The sequence below is a fragment of the Mitsuaria sp. BK037 genome, from assembly GCF_014193045.1.
Classification (GTDB): domain Bacteria; phylum Pseudomonadota; class Gammaproteobacteria; order Burkholderiales; family Burkholderiaceae_C; genus Roseateles.
Genome location: NZ_JACHYS010000001.1, coordinates 1880868 through 1899488, shown reverse-complemented (window position 1 = coordinate 1899488; position 18621 = coordinate 1880868). Strand labels below are relative to the sequence as shown.

Sequence of the window (18621 nt, the reverse complement as noted above, 5' to 3'; positions counted from 1 at the left end):
TCGTCGTGTCGAAGGAACGATCCGGGGATCGGTACCGTCAACGGTAGGCGGGACCGGGGAGCGCGACCTTCCGGAAACCTTCCGGAGGCCGGCGGACCGCCTCGCCGCGTCGGGCGCGACCGCTCAGGGCGGCGGACATCGCGCCATCTGGTCCGGATGCGCGCGGCTGAAGGCGTAACAACGCTTCAGATAGACGATGTTGGCGCCCAGATCCGGCAGCGGCCGTCCGGGGCCTTTCCAGTTGTCGGCCAGCGCCTGGCGCAGCGGCTCGACGGCCGCCAGGTAGTCGTCGGGGAAGGGGATGACCTCGTAGACCAGCGGGAACTCGATGTACTCGAGCTTCACCAGCGCGCCGAGCTGCTCGTAATGGAAGTGGACGGCGGCGTAGTCCTCCATGTCCTGGCTCAGGTAGAGGTCCTCGCCGGAGCCGGCGCGCCGGATCAGCTCGTCCAGGCGCGGCAGGATCTCCGGCAGCCGCTCCTTGAGGAAGGCGCGGGCGCGCAGGCGGATGCGCTCGTCGCGCTCGAGCAGGTGGGCCACGTGCTGCAGCGACTGCAGGCGCCCGGTCAGGTTGGCGCGTTTGCTGTCGTCGACCCATTCGACCAGCTGGGTCACCGAGATCAGCACGCCGGCGATGACGCTCAGGCCGGTGGCCAGACCGACCGTCCCCTGCCAGAAACCGAGCACCGCGGCTCGCCGCCCACGCGTTGCCGGGCCGTCCAGCGCGGCGCTCATGGCGGGGCTCCCTTCTGGCGCAGCACGACGGTCCAGGGCCGCTCGGGCGTGGGCACCAGCCGGCCGGCGGCGTCCAGCGGCGTGCGGGTCCAGGTGACGCTGTCGCTGACGTTGCCGCCGATGGCGCCGAGCTCGGCGCCGTCCACCTGCACGACCAGGTCGCAATGCCAGGGCCAGGCGCGGGCGCGCAGCGGGCGGGCGAGGGCGCTCCACTGGGCGAATCCCGACGGCGCCTCCGGGGTCGCGTCGCGCGGCGCGCAGATCAGGTCGCCGGGGCGAGGGGCGGTGGAGGCGGCGTCGCGGGCCTCGACGCCGGCGCGGACGCCGTGGTCCAGCGCGGCGCGGATGTATTGCCAGTGCAGCTCGGCGGCTTCGAACTGGCGCTCGCCGAAGCCGGCGCCGCGCATCAGCCAGGAGATGAAGACGGCGCTCCAGGGGCGCAGCGAGCCGTCCTCGTGGCGGGTGCGCTGGACCGGGAAGTCGCCACCCTTGACGCCGAGCCAGTACAGCAGCACCCGGGCGTGGAGGTAGGGCTCGGCCTCCAGGCCGCGGGGCTCGTCGAGGCGGCGTTCGGTGAGGTTGGTGGCGGCGTCCCAGCGGCCCCGGCCCCAGAGCTGCCATTCCTGCAGCGCCAGCGCCAGCAGGCGCTCGGTCGAGGCGGGGTCGGGCGCGAGCTCGCCGCCCAGGCCGGGCGCGGGGCGGATGTCCTCGACGGCGTAGATCGGCGCGGGATCGGTCGCCGGCCATCGCTCGGCAGGCGGCGGTTGCAGCGCCGCGCAGCCGGGCAGGATCGAGATGGACAGCGCGGCCAGGAGCCGCAGCGCCAGGCCGGCGATGCCGGGGCGGTCAAGGAGGGGAGGGAAGCGAAGGATGCGCGAGGACATGCGGGCTCCTGCGTCCGCAAGGGCGGCGTGGAGCGCTCATCGTCAGGGCGCGGTGGCGATCAGGGCATCGGCGCGGGGCTGAGCTTGGGGGGAGGAATGTCGGAGGCGGTCATCGTGCTTTCGCTGGCCGGTCTGGTCCTCGCGAGAGCCGCATGCCTGTGATGCCGTGGTGAGACCTGCAACTGTCCGGAGCGATTCCTGCAATCGACATCTTCATCATGGAGAATCGCCGCCCTGAATCAGGGAGTGAGACCGACCTGGCATTGAGCGCGACAGACGCTTGCCGGTTGGACCATGGTGCGGCCGCAGGGGTTTCCCTTGGGACGTGTGCGACTTCCTGATGGCTTGCCAAACCACATCAGGGAGTTCTCGCGTGAGCGACCCAGCGCATCGATTCATTCCAGCTCGCAGGCTGCGGGCCCGTCTTCTGATTGCCTCAGGGCTGAGCCTCTTCGCGCTGCCGGCGATGGCGGCCAAGGACTGCTGGCACATGTGGACGCCGAGTGGGCCTGTCGCGAGGTATCTCCACATGGACACGCCAGCGACAAGGAGCGTGTATCAAGAGTGCCGGGACTCCATCGGTGATGTGTCCGCGGCAACCTATGCAGCCGTTGCGCCCCTTGCTGCGGAGAAGGGCAGTTCCGGCGAATGGACTGAAACGACGGTGGTATTACCCGGCTCCTGTCGACCGAATGGGGAGTATGGGACGTCGCGATATCCCACAGCAATTTGTGACTACACAGCTCGCACGACCAGGACCCACATCTGGTATCCGGATCGCGTCACCGTTGATGAGGAGAAGTCAACCTTCGAACTATTGATGACTTGCGGAGAGAAGTTCCGTACCAAAGCCCTTACCAGTGCTACCGACAGCTGCAAGCCGATCATCGACAGGGACCTCTTCGTTGGCGGCAATTGCCAGAGACGGCCGGGCGTCGGAAATCCCATCGAGCCGCTCACCGGCCTGAAGCAGCAACCCGAGGACATCTTCGATTGGGGGCGCGGCCACGCGCTCAAGATGAATTACCTGAGCCTGCTGATGCCCGAGAACGGGACGATCCATGAGGGAGGCTCCAACTCGTTCGGCCGCTACTGGTTCAGCAACCTCCACAAGCAGTGGATCAACCAGGGCAACCCCAAGCGCATCCATCTGTTCCAGCGAGGCCTGGGGGCCTGGAAGTCCTTCGGCGACCAGGCGGACCCCACGGAGCGGGATCTGTGGCCTCAGGTCGACAGCCAGCAGACGCTGTACTTCGACCAGGCTGAGCGCGCGATCGAGGTGTTTCGCCCCGATGGCACGTTGGCGTCGATTGCCTATATCGATGGCCGCCGGCTGGACTACACCATCACTCCGGTTCCGGCGGGCGGCGAGTACACGGAGAGCCGCAATCTGATCAGCTTGATCCGTGACGAAGCCGGTCGGCAGATCGCCTTCCAGTACAAGTCTGTCGATTTCAAATACGCGGCCATCCAGAGCATCACGGACCCGGCCGGCGTCGTATTGCCGCTGTCGTACGACGATGTCGGGAACCTCACATCCATCACCTATGCGGACCAGACAACGAAGCGGTTCCTCTATGAGAACACCACGTTCCGTCATTTGCTGACGGGGCGCCTGGACGAAGGCAGCGGGCGCATCGGGACCTATCGCTATGACGACCAGGGCCGCGCCACTTTCTCCCAGACGGGGTCGCTGAACGGCTGGACGATTGCCTGGCCGAACCCGCCGAAGTTCGCCCTGCCAGTGGAGCGCTACGACCCTGAACTCGACGTCTTCGTGCGCGAGCATGTGCGTCTGGATGGGACTCCGAGGGAGGCGCAGGTCACGGCACCGGATGGACGGCAATCCACCTGGAATGGCACGGCGGTAGGGAACCTGCAGTTGCTGGACGCGCAGAGCCAGCCGGCAGGCGCGGGATGTGCGGCGTCCACTTCGAGCTCGGCCTTCGATGCCGCTGGCAACGTCACGCGCAGCGACGACTTCAACGGCAACCGCACTTGCATGGCCTATGACGCGGTCCGCAAGCTGGAGGTGACGCGAATCGAAGGTGTGTCGTCGGCAATGGCGTGCGAATCGGTGTCGGCGGCAGCGTTGCCGGCGGGCGTCCGAATGATCAGCTCCCAATGGCATCCCGATTGGCGCATGGCGACGAAGACGGCGGAGCCGCGCCGCATCACGACGCTGGTCTACAACGGACAGCCCGATCCCTTCAACGGCAATGCGGTGGCGAGCTGCGCGCCGGCCAGCGCGTTGCTGCCCGATGGCAAACCCATCGTCGTGCTGTGCAAGCGCGTGGAGCAGGCGACGACCGACGAGAGCGGTGCGCAAGGCTTCAATGCGACGCTGCAGTCCGGCGTGCCGGCTCGCGCGACGAGCTGGACCTACGACGCCACCGGCCAGGTGCTCACCGAGACCGACCCGCGCGGCAAGCTCGTGGTGACCAACGAGTACTACACCGACACGACCGCCGAGCACACCAAGGGCGACCTCAAGTCCTCGATGAATAGCGGTGGCCATCTGACACAGTTCCCGCGCTACAACGCCTACGGCAAGCCGCTGGAGGTGGTTGACGCCAACCTGGTCTCGACCACCTACGCCTATGACGCTCGTCAGCGCTTGACCTCTGTGTCCACCGCCGGATCGACCACCAGCTACGAGTACTGGCCCACCGGACTTCTCAAGAAGACGACACAGCCCGATGGCGCCGTGGTGACCTACGAGTACGACGATGCGCATCGCTTGATCGCTGTGGCCGACGGCCAAGGCAATCGCATCGAGTACACGCTGGACCAGAGCGGCAACCGGACGGCCGAAGCGGCCAAAGACCCACAAGGCACGCTCAAGCGGACCCTGGCGCGCGTGTATGACGCGCTGGGCCGGGAACAACAATCGATAGGCAGGGATTGAGATTGATCAGCGTCGATAAGAAGGGAATAGCAATGGCGAGATGGTTGAAGTGGGGGACAGTGCTGCTGTGTTTGCTGGCTGCTCACTCCTCCTATGCGGAGGATTGCCACAAGCTCTACAACTCCTACGACTTCGTCCACCGGGCGTTAAGGCCGGCAGGCGGGGTGCCGGGTTGCTACCCAACGGCGGACGCCTTGAAGGAGGCTTTATGGGCAAAGGTGAGGCCAATCATTGAAGCGCCCATCGACTACCCCGAATACGTAGAGACCAGCGTTGCCAGCCCTGGACGCTGTTTCCCCTCTGGATTCCATGACGTACTCCCTTATCCGATCCACAAGTGCACGTACACCATCAACACCACACTGCGCAATAAGCGAACCGGAGAGACCACCTACTCATACGTCACCGACAGCTACTTCGACGTGGTGATGGACTGTGGGGGATACCTCAACTCGAACTGGCGACCCGAGCTCGGCCTCTGCATGAGGTTCCGCGATGAGCGTCCCGCCCCAACATGCACGCCGAATCGGGGGAATCCGATCGGTGTGCTGACTGGCCTTAAGTCGCAGCGCGAGCGCATTGTCGGATGGGGGCGGGGGCACGAGCTTGTCCTCAGCTATGCACCGCGGGATGCCGCCATGAGCATCGATCGGTATCCAGGCGGACCGGCCACTTTCGGAAGGCTTTGGCAGGCCAATCTTCTCAAGCGCGCCATGATCAATGGTGATCTCTACACGCCGGTCTTCATGCGCGGCGACGGGACGTCGAAGTCGTTCCAGTCCTTCGGCGATTCGGCGTCGACGCCGCTGGAGCTCGACAAGGCGACTTTCACCCGAAGCAATGCGGGCTGGAACTACTACGACGTGACGGCATCTGCCGTCGAACGGTATGTCGGTGATTCGAGCCCGGAACTCACGCGTGTGCATTTCGCCGATGGTCGATATCTGGACTATCTCTATGGCGAAGTGCTTGCCAAGGAGGAGGGCACGATGCGCGTGCGCGTCATCAGCGCCGTCCGCGACGAGACGGGGAGGATGTTGGGCTTCGAGTACGAGCCTGATCCGTTCTATTTTTCGACCGTTCGGGTCAAGGCTGTAAACGACCCGGGCGGCCGTCGTCACACGTTTCGGTATGGAGGCTTTGGCGGCCTGAGCGAGATCGGTCATCCGGACGACACGTCGCGGCGCTACGGCTATGAGAATGCCGATCAGACCTGGGCCATCACGTCGTTGGTCGACGAAGGAGGTCAGGTCCTGGGTAGGTATGAGTACGACTCGGAAGGTCGCGCCATCACGACGGCCACGGGTAGCAACGGTGAGCGGTGGCACGTGGAGTGGCCGGCTCCCCCTCGGTGGACGCTGACGCTCACCGACGATGTTCCCAACTTGCGGACCACTCGCCGGCTGGATGTGCTGCAAGCTGTGAATGCCAGCGTGACAGGTCCTGATGGACGGGCACTGGGGGTCACGAGCCAGCAGATTGCAGGCTCCACACTAACGAAGGAACAGTCGCAGCCGGCGGGCGCGGGATGCGAGGCGTCAAGTTCATCGCTGGACTACGACGCCGAAGGGAATGTCAACCGCAGGACTGACTTCAATGGTGGTCAAACCTGTCACAGCTATGTTGACGTGCGGCATCTGGAGTCGTCACGTGTCGAGGGCCTGACGGCGGGCGCGGCTTGTGCGCCGGTGTTGAGCGCGGGGGCAGCTTTACCCGCGGGCGCACGCAAAGTGAGTTCTCAATGGCACCCCGACTGGCGTCTGGCCACCCGGACGGCGGAGCCGCGCCGCATCACGACGCTGGTCTACAACGGACAGCCCGATCCCTTCAACGGCAATGCGGTGGCGAGCTGCGCGCCGGCCAGCGCGTTGCTGCCCGATGGCAACCCCATCGTCGTGCTGTGCAAGCGCGTGGAGCAGGCGACGACCGATGAGAGCGGTGCGCAAGGCTTCAATGCGACGCTGCAGTCCGGCGTGCCGGCTCGCGCGACGAGCTGGACCTACGACGCCACCGGCCAGGTGCTCATCGAGACCGACCCGCGCGGCAAGCTCGTCGTGACCAACGAGTACTACACCGACACGACGGCCGACCACACCAAGGGCGACTTGAAGTCCTCGGTGAACAGCGCCGGCCACCTGACGCAGTTCCCCCGCTACAACGCCTATGGCAAGCCGCTGGAGGTCATCGACGCCAACATGGTCTCGACCACCTATGGCTATGACCTTCGCCAGCGCCTGATCTCGGTGTCCACCGGTGGTTCAACGACCAGCTACGAGTACTGGCCCACCGGGCTGCTCAAGAAGACGACACAGCCCGATGGCGCGATCGTGACCTACGAGTACGACGACGCGCATCGCCTGACCGCTGTGGCCGACGGCCAAGGCAATCGCATCGAATACACGCTGGACCAGAGCGGCAATCGGACCGCGGAAGTCGCCAAGGACCCGCAAGGCACGCTCAAGCGGAGCATGAGCCGCGTCTTCGACGCGCTCGGCCGGGCACAACAAACAACAGGCAGGGAGTAATTCATGCAAAGCAAGAAATGGCACTGGCAGTGCCGGAGCGCACTCGCGGCTGCGATAGCCGCGTGCTTGGGGATCGGCGCACACGCGGCGACGCTGCCGCCCCCGCCGGTGTCCCCGGCACCGGTCACCGACTACGAGTACGACGCCAAGGGCAATCCGACCAAGGTCATCAAGGCCAAAGGTGTCTCCGGCTTCGGCTTCACCTCCAGCACTGCCTACGACGCGCTGGACCGCGTCAAGACCAACACCGACGCTCGCAGCGGCGTGACGACGCTGGGTTTCGACGGCATCGATCAGCTCAAGCAAGTCACCGATCCTCGCAACCTGGTGACGAGCTATCAGCGCAACGGACTGGGGGACCTCACGCAGCTCACCAGCCCCGACACGGGCACCGCCACCAGCACCTACGACCCCAACGGCAACCTGCTCACCCGGCTGGACAGCCGCGGCGTGCTGGCCACCTACACCTACGACGACCTCAACCGGGTGAGCTCCGCGATCTACACGCAGAGCGGCCAGTCGACGCTGACCTACAGCTGGACCTACGACCAGACGGGCGGGGAGTTCACCAACGGCATCGGCCGGCTCACGACGGCCACGAGCCCGTCGGGCAACACGAAGTACGGGTACGACGCGTTCGGACGACTGACGACGGCCATCCAGACGGTGGGCACGGCGGTGCTGACCACGCGCTACGGCTACGACCCCGCCGGTCACGTCACCCGTATCACCTACCCCTCGGGCCGCGTGCTGACGATCCAGTACGACGCGGGACTGCCGGTCAGCATGAGCCTGGCCAAGGACGCCTCAAGCGCCGCACAGCCGCTGATCAGCGGCATCCAGTTCGAGCCCTTCGGCGGCGTGCGCAGCTGGCAGATGCAGATGAACAGCGGCACGAAGCTGCAGGAGCGGGTGTACGACGCCTACGGCCGCCTGGTCCGTTATCCGCTGGGCGCCGTCGTCCGCGACATCACCTACGACGCGGCTGACCGGATCGTCAGCTACACGCACCTGGATGCGAGTACCGGTGAAGCCACCGCCGCCGCGCAGGCGATGAACCAGAGCTTCGGTTATGACGAGCTGGGGCGGCTGACCAGCATCGTCACGCCGGCCAACTCCTGGACCATCGGCTACGACGCCAACGGCAACCGGACCAGCGTCAAGCTCAACGCCACGACGCGGACCTACACGACGGCCAGCACCAGCAACCGGCTCACCAGCGTCGCCAATCCCACGCGCAGCTTCGGCTACGACGCGGCGGGCAACACGCTCAGCGACACGGGCCTGGCGTACACCACGACGATCCGACTGGACAACCGGCTGGGCACGCTCACCAAAAACGGCCTGACGACGACCTACCAATACGACGCGGGCGGGCAGCGGGTGCACAAGGAGCACAGCGCGGGGCTGAGGGACTTCGTGTACGACCAAGAAGGGCATCTCCTGGGCGAGTACAACGCCTCGGGCGTGGTGCAGGAGTTCGTCTGGCTGGGCGACACGCCCGTGGCGGTGATCGTTGGATCGGTGGCGTCACCGCTGCCGCTGCTCGCGTACGCGGATCACCTGAACGCACCGCGCGTGCTCATCGACAAGACCGATGCGGCGCGCTGGCGCTGGATCAGCGAGCCCTTTGGCACGACGCAGCCGGAGCAGGCGCCGGCGGGCCTCTCACCGATCACGTTCAACCTGCGCTTTCCCGGGCAGTACTATGACAGCGAGTCCGGGTTGAACTACAACTACTTCCGGGACTATGACGGGACGACGGGGAGGTATGTTCAAAGTGATCCTATTGGGTTGACGGGAGGTGTCAATACATATGGTTACGCGAATGGAAACCCACTGACTTTTTACGACCCGTATGGCCTGTGGGGCACCGATGGCGTGTACGACGCCATCTACAACATGACTGGTGGCTGGGAGCCGTCGCAGGGGCTGGTTGATTTTGGCGGTGGATTCGGTGACGTTGTGACGTTCGGAATATCGAGACAACTTCGACGCGTTATGGACATCAATAGTGTCAATCGCTGCTCGAAATGGTACGCCGCCGGTGAAGTCTCTGGCGTTGTGGCTTCCATTGCGGTTGGTAATGCTGCTGGTACTCGAGCATTTGCACGCAATATTAGTCCCAATGGAGGAAGTAACTTCTCGCATAGCCTATTCTCCAGAAAGTTTCTCAAGCGAGCGGGTAGTTCGCCGGCAAACTGGATGAACAAGACTGGCAATCGCATGAATGGTGACTACATTCCCACCACGGGGGGGAGACCAGATCTTCATGACCTCATGGATGCCACAGCAGCCGGAATCGGCATGAATGCCGCGCAGCGCGCGAGATATATTCCGTGGCCTGCTTGGCGGAGGCTAATTAATCGTATGCCATACACCCCTGGGGCCGCTATTTATGGAGTGGCATCCATGACATTTAATGAAACGGATTGCACTTGTGAGGAATAGCTCGGAACATCAGTGGCTGGGAAGGCTCAAAAACTTCTTTGGCCTATTTAATTTGACGGAGTTCGAGGCACGGTTGCTTGATTTTTTATGCGAATCCGTGGATGTGGACATGCGAGGTGTCTTGCTTGACCAAATTGCGCGCTTCAATTTTGTTAATCGCGTGCTGGACGCAAATGAGCCGAGACTTGCCTATGGATTCACCGACTTTTATTATAAGAAATTTAATAAACTGCGGCCCTTCCCAAGGTTGTTGCCAGGTCTTGAGGGGATGGAAGAGCATATAATATTTAAGTGTGTTGCGATTGACGAGGGTGGCGTGATAATAAATTGTTCCTTTATTGCTGTTCGGGGGGCCTTGTTCGAGATCCAATATAGGTCTCCCCAAAGGCGCTGGCAGCCAACCGGAATTTACTCACTGAGGGCGGATTGATTGGCATGCCTTTCGCGTTGGGCGCTGTGTCCCGTCGATGTGAACGGCGCCGACCCGCTGATCTGTCGATCCGTCACGCGCCCCCGCCGGCATGACCATTGCCCCTCCAAGCTGCCGGCGAAGTTGCCGGCGTGCTCAACATGGAGATCACCATGGCCCAGCAACCCAACACGAAGTCATCGCCGCAACCCCAGGGCGGTTCCAGCCAGCAGAACCAGCATCAGCAGGGGCAGCAAGGGCAGCAGAACCAGCCTGGCGGGCAGCAGGGCGGCGGCTCGCAAGGCCAGCGCCAGCAGTCCCAGCAGAGCCAGTCCGGCGGTCAGCAGGGGCAGCTGAACCAGCGCTCGCAGCAGCCGTCCAGCCAGCAGTCGCCCGGCAGCCAGCGCAACCAGGCGTCCCGTGACGACCGCAGTGAGGACAGCGATTCCTCCCGCGAGGACCGCTGACCCTCGTTCTCAATGATGGGCCGCGCGCGCCGCCGCATTGCGCTTGCGGGTCGCCGCGGCCTTCTTCGCGGAGGCTGAGCGCTCCGCCGCCGTGCGGCTCGCCGCGGCCTTGCCGCCCAGGCGCCCGCCCTTGCGCGAGGGCTCGTGGTTCTCGGCCTGGCCGCGGCCCGAGCCCGACTTCTTGCCGCCGCCCGTTTCCTTGTTGACCGTGGCCCAGGCGCGCCGTTCGGCTTCGTCCTTGGGCACGCCGCGGTGCTCATAGCCGCTTTCGATGTGCTCGGCCTGACGCTTCTGCTTGTCCGTGTAGGAGGATTTGTCTCCGCGAGGCATGGCGCTCTCCTGAAGTGGGATACCCAGGCGCGGCAATCGCCGTACCGCCGCCGCTCGTTGCTTCTCGCTACGCCTTGCCGCCCGTGCCGTTCCGGCTACTGCCGCCGACAGGGCATGCCCCTTGCCGCTCATGGCGTGATGCATCAGTCGCGCGCTGCCCTCCGCCGCGCGATGAGGCGGTGGTCTCGTCGCGCCGGAGGAGGGCGGGCGAACATCACCCTTCAGGAGACTTCTCATGAATACCTCCCCCTTCAGCACCGCTGCGCTGGTCATCGCCTGCGCGGCCTTGAGCGTCGGTTGCGCTTCCGACCGGCAGCAGCGTCGTGACGACGCCCGCAATGCGGCCGTGGGCGCGGTGGGCGGCGCCGTCATCGGCGCGGCGACCGGCGGCAACGCCCTCACGGGCGCGGCGGTCGGCGCGGTCGCCGGGGCGCTCATCGGGCGGCTGGTCGTCGACGGCCGCGAGCGCCAGGTCTACTCGGATGGCCAGGGCGGCCGCTATTGGGTCGACGAGGACGGCCGGCGCCATACGGTCCGTTGATCCGTCGGACCGTCGGTCCGTCGGTCTGTCGACTCGTCGATCCCTTGACCGGCGCCCTCGGCCTCAGGCGGCGAATCCGCCGTCGATCAGCAGGTCGGCGCCGGTGACGAACCCGGCTTCCGGCCCGGCCAGGTAGGCCACCATCGCCGCGATTTCGTCCGCCTTGGCGTGACGCGGCACGGCCATCAGGCCATGCAGGCCCGCGCCGAAATCGGTGTCGGCCGGGTTCATGTCGGTGTCGACCGGCCCGGGCGCCACGTTGTTCACCGTGATGCCGCGCGGCCCCAGGTCGCGCGCCATGCCCTTGACCAGGCCGATCAGCGCCGACTTGCTCATCGCATACGCCGCGCCGCCAGCGAAGGGCATGCGCTGCGCGTTGGTGCTGCCGATGTTGATGATCCGGCCGCCTTCGCGCATGTGCGGGGCGGCCGCCTGCGAGGCCACGAAGACCGAGCGCACGTTGACCGCCAGCGTGCGGTCGAAGTCCGCCAGCGAGAAGTCTTCCGTCGGCGCGACGTGCAGGACGCCGGCGCTGTTGACCAGGATGTCCAGGCGGCCGAAGCGCTCGGCCACGCCGTCGATCGCGGCCGCCAGGGCCTGCGCGTCGGTGGCGTCCGCCTTGATGGCGATCGCCCGGCCGCCCGCGGCCTGGATCTCTTCCGCCAGCGCCTCGGCCGCGATCGCCGAGGACGCATAACCGATCGCGACCGTGGCGCCCTCGCGCGCCAGCCGGCGCGCCGACGCGGCGCCGATGCCGCGCGAACCGCCGTGGATGAAGGCGACCTTGCCGGCCAGGGTGGCGGAGGTGGAAGTGGCAGTGGAGATGGAAGTCGAGGTGCTCATGGCGTCGTCCTTTTGAAAAGGGAGTTGGGATGAACGAAGTCTGGTCGCTGGCACCTGATTCCGGTAGTCTCAGAAGCAGACGATCAGCTTCAACCATTCCTATCGAATCCCATGTCCACCGAACTTCGCAGCCACCTGGACGCCTTCATCGCCGCGGCGGACGACGGCAGCTTCTCCGCGGCCGCGCGCCGCCTGGGACTGACGCCCGCGGCCGTCAGCAAGAGCGTGGCCCAGTTCGAGGCGCGCCTGGGCGTGCGCCTGTTCCAGCGCAGCACGCGCCGGCTGGCGCTGACGACCGACGGCGAGCGCTTGTACGGCCAGGTACGGCTGCCGTGGGCGGAGATCGGCGATGCGCTGACCGACCTGCGGCAGGGCGCCGGCAAACCGGCCGGCACGCTGAAGGTCGCGCTGGCCTACACCGTGGGGCGCGAGTACTTCGTGCCGATGATGGAGAGCTTCGTCCGGCGCTATCCGGACGTGGTGCCCGACCTGCATTTCGACAACCGGCAGGTGGACCTCGTCGCCGAGGGCTTCGACGTCGCGATCGGCGGCGGCATCGAGCTGACCGATGCCTTGATCGCGCGCGAGCTGGCGCGCTTGCGCATCGTGCTGGTGGCCTCGCCGGGCTACCTGGCGGCGCATCCGGCGCCGACGCATCCCTCGGAGCTGGCGCGTCATCGCGGTCTGCTGCGCCGCTCGCTGGGTTCGGGGCGGCTGCTGCCGTGGGCCTTGAAGAGCCGCGCCGGCGAGGAGGTCGTGGCCAGCGTGCGGCCGGTGATGGTGCTGGACGATCCCGAGGCGCTGGCGCGCGCGGCGGCCAGCGGCATGGGCATCGCCATGCTGCCGCGGCCGCATGCCCTGCCGCTGCTGGAGCGGGGCGAGCTGGTGCGCGTGCTGCCCGACTGGTCCGCGGATTCGCGGCCGCTGTCCATCTACTACACCAGCCGCAAGCTGGTGCCGGCCAAGGTGCGGGTGTTCGTCGACCACGTCATCGAGGAATTCCGCGCGCGGGGTCACGCCGAGCGCTTCGCCGCCGGCTGAACGCGAGGCGGCGAGGCGGCGAGGCGGCAGGGCACTGGCCTGCCGAGGCCGCGGATCGTCGCGGCCGGGGATCAGCGGGCCGCGACGCCGTCGGTGGCGGCGCCCTTGGCGTCCTTGGCGGCGAAGCGCTGCACGAGCTCGGCGTACTTGGGCGAAGCCTTCAGCGCCGCGTAGCGGGCCTCGGCCTGGGCGCGCTGGCCGGCGTTCAGCGCGAAGTCCTCGGTGCGGTCGACGGCGGCCAGGCCGGACTCGCGATAGATCGCCAGGTCGGCCAGCACTTCGGCGCGGCTCTTCTGACTCGGGGTGATGGGGTCCAGGTGGCTGTAGCTCTGCGCGAAGGCCGGCACGGCGGCGGTCGACAGGGCGATCAGGGCGGAGGCGATCAGGGTCTTGGCATTCATGATGGTGTCCTTCCAGGAGAGCGGTGGATCGGGGTGTCGTCGTTCGGTTCGCTGTTGCGTTTGCCGATGGACGAAGAGTAGGCAGTGCCCCGGATCGCATAAATGGCGGACTCCGGAATGTGCCGTTGTGCATGGCGCAACAATCGCCGCCCTCCGTCATTTGTCCCCGCCGCTTCCGCCGATTGCCGATGGCCGCGAGCGCGCGGCATTCCTACGCTGAAGGCCATCACCATCCTTCGCGAGGGACACCATGCCGCTGTGGCTCTATCACCTGCCGGTCTGGCAGTTCGGATCCTTGCTGCTCGCCGGCTGGATCATCCCGGCGCTCGCCAGCTTCGAGCTGGTGCACCGCCTGTGGAAGCCGCGCTTCGATGACACGGACAAGGGCCTGGCCCTGACGCTGCTGGCGCTGGTGGCCACGCTGAACTCGTTGCTGCTGGCCTTCTGCGCCGTGTCCGTGTGGGAGTCCTTCCGCAGCGCCGACTCCGCGGTCAGCAACGAGGCGGTGACCTTGAGCGCGCTGTCCCGCGACCTGGCCGTGATGGGCACGCCGCCGGCGCTCGAGGCGCGCGAGCGGGTCCGCGCGTACACGCGGTCCATCCTCGACGAGGAGTGGCAGGACATGCAGGGCACGCCCGGCGGCACCGGCACGGCCGGCGGCGGCCTGCACGTCAACCGCATCTTCCGCGCCGTGCAGCGCATCGAGCCGGGCAGCGCGGCCCAGCAGGCACTGCTGCACGAGATCTGGGCCCGCACCAACGACATGCTGAAGTTCCGGCGCGAACGGGTCAGCGCCAGCGAGTCGACCGTGCCGGCATCGCTCTGGTTCGTCGTGATCGCGGGCGGCGTCATGTCGCTGATCCCGCTGCTGGTGCTGCCGGCCACGGCGTTCAACCGGGCCGCGGTGATCTTCCTGTCCTTCTCGACCGGGCTGGTGTTCTTCTTCATCGCCCAGATGGACCGGCCCTTCGTCGGCGACCTGAGCATCAGCCCGCGGCCCTACGAGCGGACGCTGTCGGGCATGGAGAGCTGGGACCAGGGGCCGCGCTGATCGGCCCGGGCCGATGTCAGTCCGCGGCCGGGCGCCGGAACACGAGGTCGCCGTCGTCGTAGGTCAGCAGCGGTGGCGCGGTCGCCGGATCCATCGGCACATAACCGCAGCGCGTCAGCAGGCGGGCGCTGCGCGCGTTCTCCGGCAGCGTGGTCGCCCAGCATGCGACGCCCGGACTGACGCGGGCGATTTCCTCGTGGAGCCACCGCAGGCCTTCGGTCGCGTGGCCGCGGCCCCAGTGCGCGGTCCCCAGCAGGAACGCGACTTCCGCGATGCCGTCGTGGACCGTCGCTTCCAGTCGGCCGATGAGCTCGCCGGTCGCCGCCAGGCGCATCGGGTAGTTGAGCCAGCGCTGGTCGGCATGGTCGTCGGGCGGTCCGGCCAGGGCCCGGCGCAGGCCGAGCGCGACCAGCGCCGGGGAGTCCGGCAATCCGCCGATGTGCTGGTAGACGCGCTCGTCCCACAGCAGCGCGGCCATCGCGTCGAGGTCGGTGTCGATGAGCGGCGACAGGCGCAGCGGGCCGCGCAGGGTCGACGCGGTGGACTCGGGCGATGGCGGTGAAACGGGCATTCGGGAAAAGACGCAAGCCGGGACCGGCAGCGCGGATTTGTCAAAGCGGCCGACAGTATGGCTCGCGCGCCGGCCGACAATCGCGGCATGACTCCGCCGTCCTCCGCCGATTCGCCGCGCCACTCGAGCTCTTCCCCGACTTCATCCGCGACCCCGACCGCCGCGCCGGACCCGCAGCATCGTTTCGACGACGTCGAGCGCGCCGCCGTCTATCGCGCGATCGCCTTGCGTCGCGACATGCGCCACTTCACGCCGTCCGCGCCTTTGCCCGACGAGCAGCTCGAGCGCCTGTTGCAGGCGGCGCATGCCGCGCCGTCGGTCGGGCTGATGCAGCCCTGGCGATTCATGCGGCTGAGCACGACCGCGTGGCGCGAGCGCCTGATGCCCATCGTCGAGGCGGAGCGCCGGCGCACCGCGCAGGCGCTGGGCGAGCGCGGCGCGGAGTTCCTGCGGCTCAAGGTCGAAGGCCTGCGCGACTGCGCCGAACTGCTGGCCATCGTGCTGGCGCCGGACGACGGCACCGTCTTCGGCCGCCTGAGCCTGCCGCGCGAGATGGCCTGGTGCTCCGCGGCCTGCGCGGTCCAGAACCTGTGGCTCGCCGCGCGGGCGGAGCACCTGGGCCTGGGCTGGGTCTCGATGTTCGACCCCGCGGCGCTGCGCCAGGCGCTGGCCCTGCCCGAGGGCGCGGAGCCGCTGGGCCTGCTGTGCCTCGGCCCAGTCCCCGACTTCTACGAGCAGCCGATGCTCGAGGCCACCGGCTGGCGTCAGGCACGACCGCTGCGCGAGATGCTGATGGAGCCGCCGGCGCCCTGAGGCGCCGGCCCGAGCCTGCTGCGAAGCCGTCTGCGGAGCCGTCCGCCGAGCGTTCTGCCAAGCGTCTGCCAAAGGGGACAGGCGCCGCGCCGCAAGCCCCTGTACGCTTGCGCCTTCCCATGACTGGACGGCCCCATGACCACTGATACCTGCCAGCAGCTGCGCCGCGCGCTACTCGACCTCCACCGCGCGCTGGTCGACCTGGAGCGCGGCGACTTCGAGAAACAGCATGGTCCGCAGAGCGCGGGCGAGTTCCTGCAGGTGATGGCCTTCAGCGAGGACATGCGCTGGCTGGAGCCGCTGAGCCGGCTGATCACCATGCTGGACGAGGCCATCGAGGGTGCCGCCGACGCGGCCGCCACGCCGCGCGCGGTGGCGCAGCGTGCGCGCGACCTGCTGGGACTGGATCGCGACAGCGCCGATCCGTTCAAGCAGCGGTATGCGCAGCGCTTCGACCAGTCGCCGCCGCTGGTGCATGCGCATACGGCAGCCATCGCGGCGCTCAAGGCGGTGGGGACGGTCACGCCGGGCCCGCGCGCGTGATCGTTGGTAAGTGCGCAGTAAGACGTGCCCTTCGAGGATGCGGCCTCCTTTCACCGCCCTCTCGGGAACCCTCATGCTCACGCAGAAACGACTCCTCTCGCTCGCCCGATCGCTTGCAGGTCCGCACGCTCGCACGGCGCTGTTGCGCGCCTCCCTGTCCTCCGCCGCGGTGCTCTGCGCCGCGGCCCCGTCGGGCGTGCTGGCGGCCGGTCCGGGCGGCCCGGTCGGTCAGGAGGGCGAGTCTTCCTCCTGGGGCCTGGGCGTGGGCGTGGTGAGCACCCAGAAGGCCTACAAGGACATCGACCGCGAGAACAGGGCGCTGCCGATGATCCAGTACGAGAACCGCTGGGTGCGCGTCTTCGGTCCGGGTCTCACGGTGAAGCTGCCGCGCTGGCAGGTCGCGCCGGGCCACCAGGTCGACTTCGGCCTCGTGGCCAAGTGGGACGGCAGCGGCTACGAGGCCGGCGACGCGCCCATCCTGAACGGCATGGCCGAGCGCAAGGGCGGCCTGTGGGCCGGCGCGAAGGCAAGCTGGAAGAGCGACATCGCCGAGCTGGGCGCCGAGTGGACCGCCGACGCCTCCGGCCACAGCAAGGGCCAGCGCCTGGCGCTGACGCTGGAGCGCTCCTGGCGCCTGGGCCAGCACGTCATGCTGACGCCGCGCCTGGGCGCGCAGTGGGTCGACAAGAAATACGTCGACTACTACTACGGCGTCCGCGCGAGCGAGGTCACCGCGACGCGGGCCGCCTACCAGGGCAAGTCGACCGTCAACGCCGAGCTGGGCCTGCGCGGCACCTACCTGTTCAACCCGAAGAACGCGGTCTTCGTCGACGTCGGCGTGACGAGCCTGGGCAGCGGCATCAAGGACAGCCCACTGGTGGATGGCTCGACCGAGAATCGCGTCTTCGTCGGCTACCTGTACCGCTTCTGATGCCGCGCCGCGTGCGACCGGGGGCCGGGCTTCAGCCCGCATCGATCGCCGAGGCGCATGGCCGGACGCTGTCGGCGGAGCCCGAGGATCCCGGCCTGCGCCTGGTCGTCACCCGCGCCGGCCCGGCGTTGCCGTGGCCGGCCCGACGGTCATGCGGGCGGGCGTCGACGCTGGCGCCGCATGCACCGTGATGCCCGGTCGACGCGGTCCCTCGCCGGCCCAGCGCCAGAGCGACTGCGCCATCGCCTCGGCCGCCGCCGAGAGCGCGCGGTCGCGGCGGCGGATCAGGTAGATGTGGCGCTGCAATCCGGTCTCGGCGATCGGGCGGGCGACCAGGTCCGCATGGGCGAAGTGGAACAGCGTCAGCGCCGGCACCAGCGTCACGCCCAGTCCGGCGACCACCATGCCGGCCACCGAGCTCAGCTGCTCGAGAGTCAGTACCGGGGTCAGCGGCCGGCCCGGCAGCGCCGCGTCCAGCGCCTGCCGCACGCTGCTGTGCCGCGCCAGGCCGATGAGCGGCTGGCCTTCGAGCTCGGCCAGCGACGGCCTCCGGCGGCGTGCCAGCGGATGGTCGCGCCGGCAGACCAGGAAGAAGACATCCGACAGGAAGGGCTCCACGGACAGCTCCGGCGCGGTGGCGCGCAGCGCGGCGAGCGCCAGATCGGCGCGGCCGGAGCGCACCCGCTCCACGCAGCTTTCCGACAGCACGTCGGCCAGGTCCAGCTCGATGCCGGGATAGGTGCGGCGGAAGGCCGCGAGGTGCGGCGGCAGCCAGCCCGCCGCCAGCGCCGGCAATGCGGCCAGCGCCACCCGGCCGCGGCGCCGCGCGACGTGGTCGCGCAGGTCGTCGGCCGCGAGCCGCATGTCCTGCAGCAGGCGCCGGGCTGGTTCCAGGAAGAGGGCGCCTTCGGCGGTGGGCTCGACCGTGCGCGTGGTCCGGTCGAACAGCCGCGCGCCCAGGCCGTCCTCCAGCGTCCGGATCAGCGCGCTGAAGGCCGGCTGCGACAGATGGCAACGCGCGGCCGCGCGGGTGAAGCTGCGCTCCTCCGCCAGCGCGACAAAGGCCGCGAGCTGTCGGGCTGACAGGTTGGCCAGCGGAAAGTCCGGCGCGGAGGGCGAGAGCGGGTCGGGCTGATTCATTGGCAATCTCGATGAATGAATCCAAACAATCGAATTC

17 protein-coding genes are annotated in these 18621 nt (G+C 67.6%); 10 read left to right on the top strand and 7 right to left on the bottom strand.

The window, feature by feature from the left end:
- Window positions 1-123: 123 nt before the first annotated feature.
- Together FHT37_RS07765 and FHT37_RS07760 are read right to left on the bottom strand one after the other, a co-directional pair.
- Window positions 124-735, bottom strand: a complete 612-nt coding sequence (locus FHT37_RS07765; RefSeq protein ID WP_183479979.1) for a hypothetical protein — start codon at window positions 733-735, stop codon at window positions 124-126.
- Window positions 732-1619, bottom strand: coding sequence for a DUF2272 domain-containing protein (locus FHT37_RS07760; RefSeq protein ID WP_183479977.1), 888 nt, complete (start codon window positions 1617-1619; stop codon window positions 732-734). The genes FHT37_RS07765 and FHT37_RS07760 overlap by 4 nt, the downstream gene beginning before the upstream one ends.
- Before the next feature lie 373 nt (window positions 1620-1992).
- Between FHT37_RS07760 and FHT37_RS25635 the strand changes: the two genes are divergently transcribed.
- From FHT37_RS25635 to FHT37_RS07740, 4 genes are all read left to right on the top strand, one after another.
- On the top strand, window positions 1993-4527 hold the full coding sequence (locus tag FHT37_RS25635; protein WP_221210978.1) for an RHS repeat domain-containing protein: 2535 nt from the start codon (window positions 1993-1995) through the stop codon (window positions 4525-4527).
- A 2-nt stretch (window positions 4528-4529) separates the two neighbouring features.
- On the top strand, window positions 4530-7052 hold the full coding sequence (locus FHT37_RS07750) for an RHS repeat domain-containing protein (protein WP_183479973.1): 2523 nt from the start codon (window positions 4530-4532) through the stop codon (window positions 7050-7052).
- Window positions 7053-7055: 3 nt separating this feature from the next.
- Window positions 7056-9503: an RHS repeat domain-containing protein gene (locus tag FHT37_RS07745; RefSeq protein WP_183479971.1), complete on the top strand. Its 2448-nt coding sequence runs from the start codon at window positions 7056-7058 to the stop codon at window positions 9501-9503.
- A gap of 582 nt (window positions 9504-10085) precedes the next feature.
- Entirely contained in the window at window positions 10086-10379 is a 294-nt protein-coding gene (locus tag FHT37_RS07740) for a hypothetical protein (protein WP_141225299.1), read from the top strand.
- 9 nt (window positions 10380-10388) lie between these two features.
- On the opposite strand, the gene FHT37_RS07735 is transcribed toward FHT37_RS07740, so the two are convergent.
- Window positions 10389-10709, bottom strand: a complete 321-nt coding sequence (locus FHT37_RS07735) for a plasmid stabilization protein (RefSeq protein WP_091724872.1) — start codon at window positions 10707-10709, stop codon at window positions 10389-10391.
- 235 nt (window positions 10710-10944) lie between these two features.
- Between FHT37_RS07735 and FHT37_RS07730 the strand changes: the two genes are divergently transcribed.
- The gene (locus FHT37_RS07730) at window positions 10945-11250 is read left to right on the top strand and encodes a YMGG-like glycine zipper-containing protein (protein ID WP_091724871.1); all 306 of its coding nucleotides are present in this window, start codon (window positions 10945-10947) and stop codon (window positions 11248-11250) included.
- A gap of 63 nt (window positions 11251-11313) precedes the next feature.
- Here FHT37_RS07730 and FHT37_RS07725 read toward each other — a convergent pair whose 3' ends face one another.
- On the bottom strand, window positions 11314-12093 hold the full coding sequence (locus FHT37_RS07725) for an SDR family oxidoreductase (RefSeq protein ID WP_183479968.1): 780 nt from the start codon (window positions 12091-12093) through the stop codon (window positions 11314-11316).
- A 111-nt stretch (window positions 12094-12204) separates the two neighbouring features.
- Here FHT37_RS07725 and FHT37_RS07720 point away from each other — a divergent pair, with 111 nt between their 5' ends.
- Window positions 12205-13134 carry a LysR family transcriptional regulator gene (locus FHT37_RS07720; RefSeq protein ID WP_183479966.1) on the top strand — a complete coding sequence of 310 codons (930 nt, stop codon included), beginning with the start codon at window positions 12205-12207 and terminating at the stop codon, window positions 13132-13134.
- A 71-nt stretch (window positions 13135-13205) separates the two neighbouring features.
- On the opposite strand, the gene FHT37_RS07715 is transcribed toward FHT37_RS07720, so the two are convergent.
- The gene (locus FHT37_RS07715) at window positions 13206-13535 is read right to left on the bottom strand and encodes a DUF4148 domain-containing protein (RefSeq protein ID WP_091724868.1); all 330 of its coding nucleotides are present in this window, start codon (window positions 13533-13535) and stop codon (window positions 13206-13208) included.
- A 250-nt stretch (window positions 13536-13785) separates the two neighbouring features.
- Between FHT37_RS07715 and FHT37_RS07710 the strand changes: the two genes are divergently transcribed.
- A complete protein-coding gene (locus tag FHT37_RS07710) occupies window positions 13786-14586 on the top strand; it encodes a DUF4239 domain-containing protein (protein ID WP_091724867.1) in 801 nt (266 codons plus the stop codon).
- Window positions 14587-14602: 16 nt separating this feature from the next.
- Here the strand turns inward: FHT37_RS07710 and FHT37_RS07705 are convergent, their stop codons facing one another.
- A complete protein-coding gene (locus FHT37_RS07705) occupies window positions 14603-15157 on the bottom strand; it encodes a GNAT family N-acetyltransferase (RefSeq protein WP_183479964.1) in 555 nt (184 codons plus the stop codon).
- 87 nt (window positions 15158-15244) lie between these two features.
- On the opposite strand from FHT37_RS07705, the gene bluB reads away from it, so the two are divergent.
- The 3 genes from bluB (at window position 15245) to FHT37_RS07690 (ending at window position 17444) form a co-directional block, all read left to right on the top strand.
- The gene (gene bluB, locus FHT37_RS07700) at window positions 15245-15970 is read left to right on the top strand and encodes a 5,6-dimethylbenzimidazole synthase (protein WP_091725358.1); all 726 of its coding nucleotides are present in this window, start codon (window positions 15245-15247) and stop codon (window positions 15968-15970) included.
- A gap of 135 nt (window positions 15971-16105) precedes the next feature.
- Window positions 16106-16513, top strand: a complete 408-nt coding sequence (locus tag FHT37_RS07695) for a hypothetical protein (protein ID WP_183479962.1) — start codon at window positions 16106-16108, stop codon at window positions 16511-16513.
- 142 nt (window positions 16514-16655) lie between these two features.
- Window positions 16656-17444, top strand: a complete 789-nt coding sequence (locus tag FHT37_RS07690; RefSeq protein ID WP_255489516.1) for a MipA/OmpV family protein — start codon at window positions 16656-16658, stop codon at window positions 17442-17444.
- A 108-nt stretch (window positions 17445-17552) separates the two neighbouring features.
- Here FHT37_RS07690 and FHT37_RS07685 read toward each other — a convergent pair whose 3' ends face one another.
- Window positions 17553-18584 carry a LysR family transcriptional regulator gene (locus tag FHT37_RS07685; protein ID WP_183479958.1) on the bottom strand — a complete coding sequence of 344 codons (1032 nt, stop codon included), beginning with the start codon at window positions 18582-18584 and terminating at the stop codon, window positions 17553-17555.
- Between the last annotated feature and the right edge of the window lie 37 nt (window positions 18585-18621).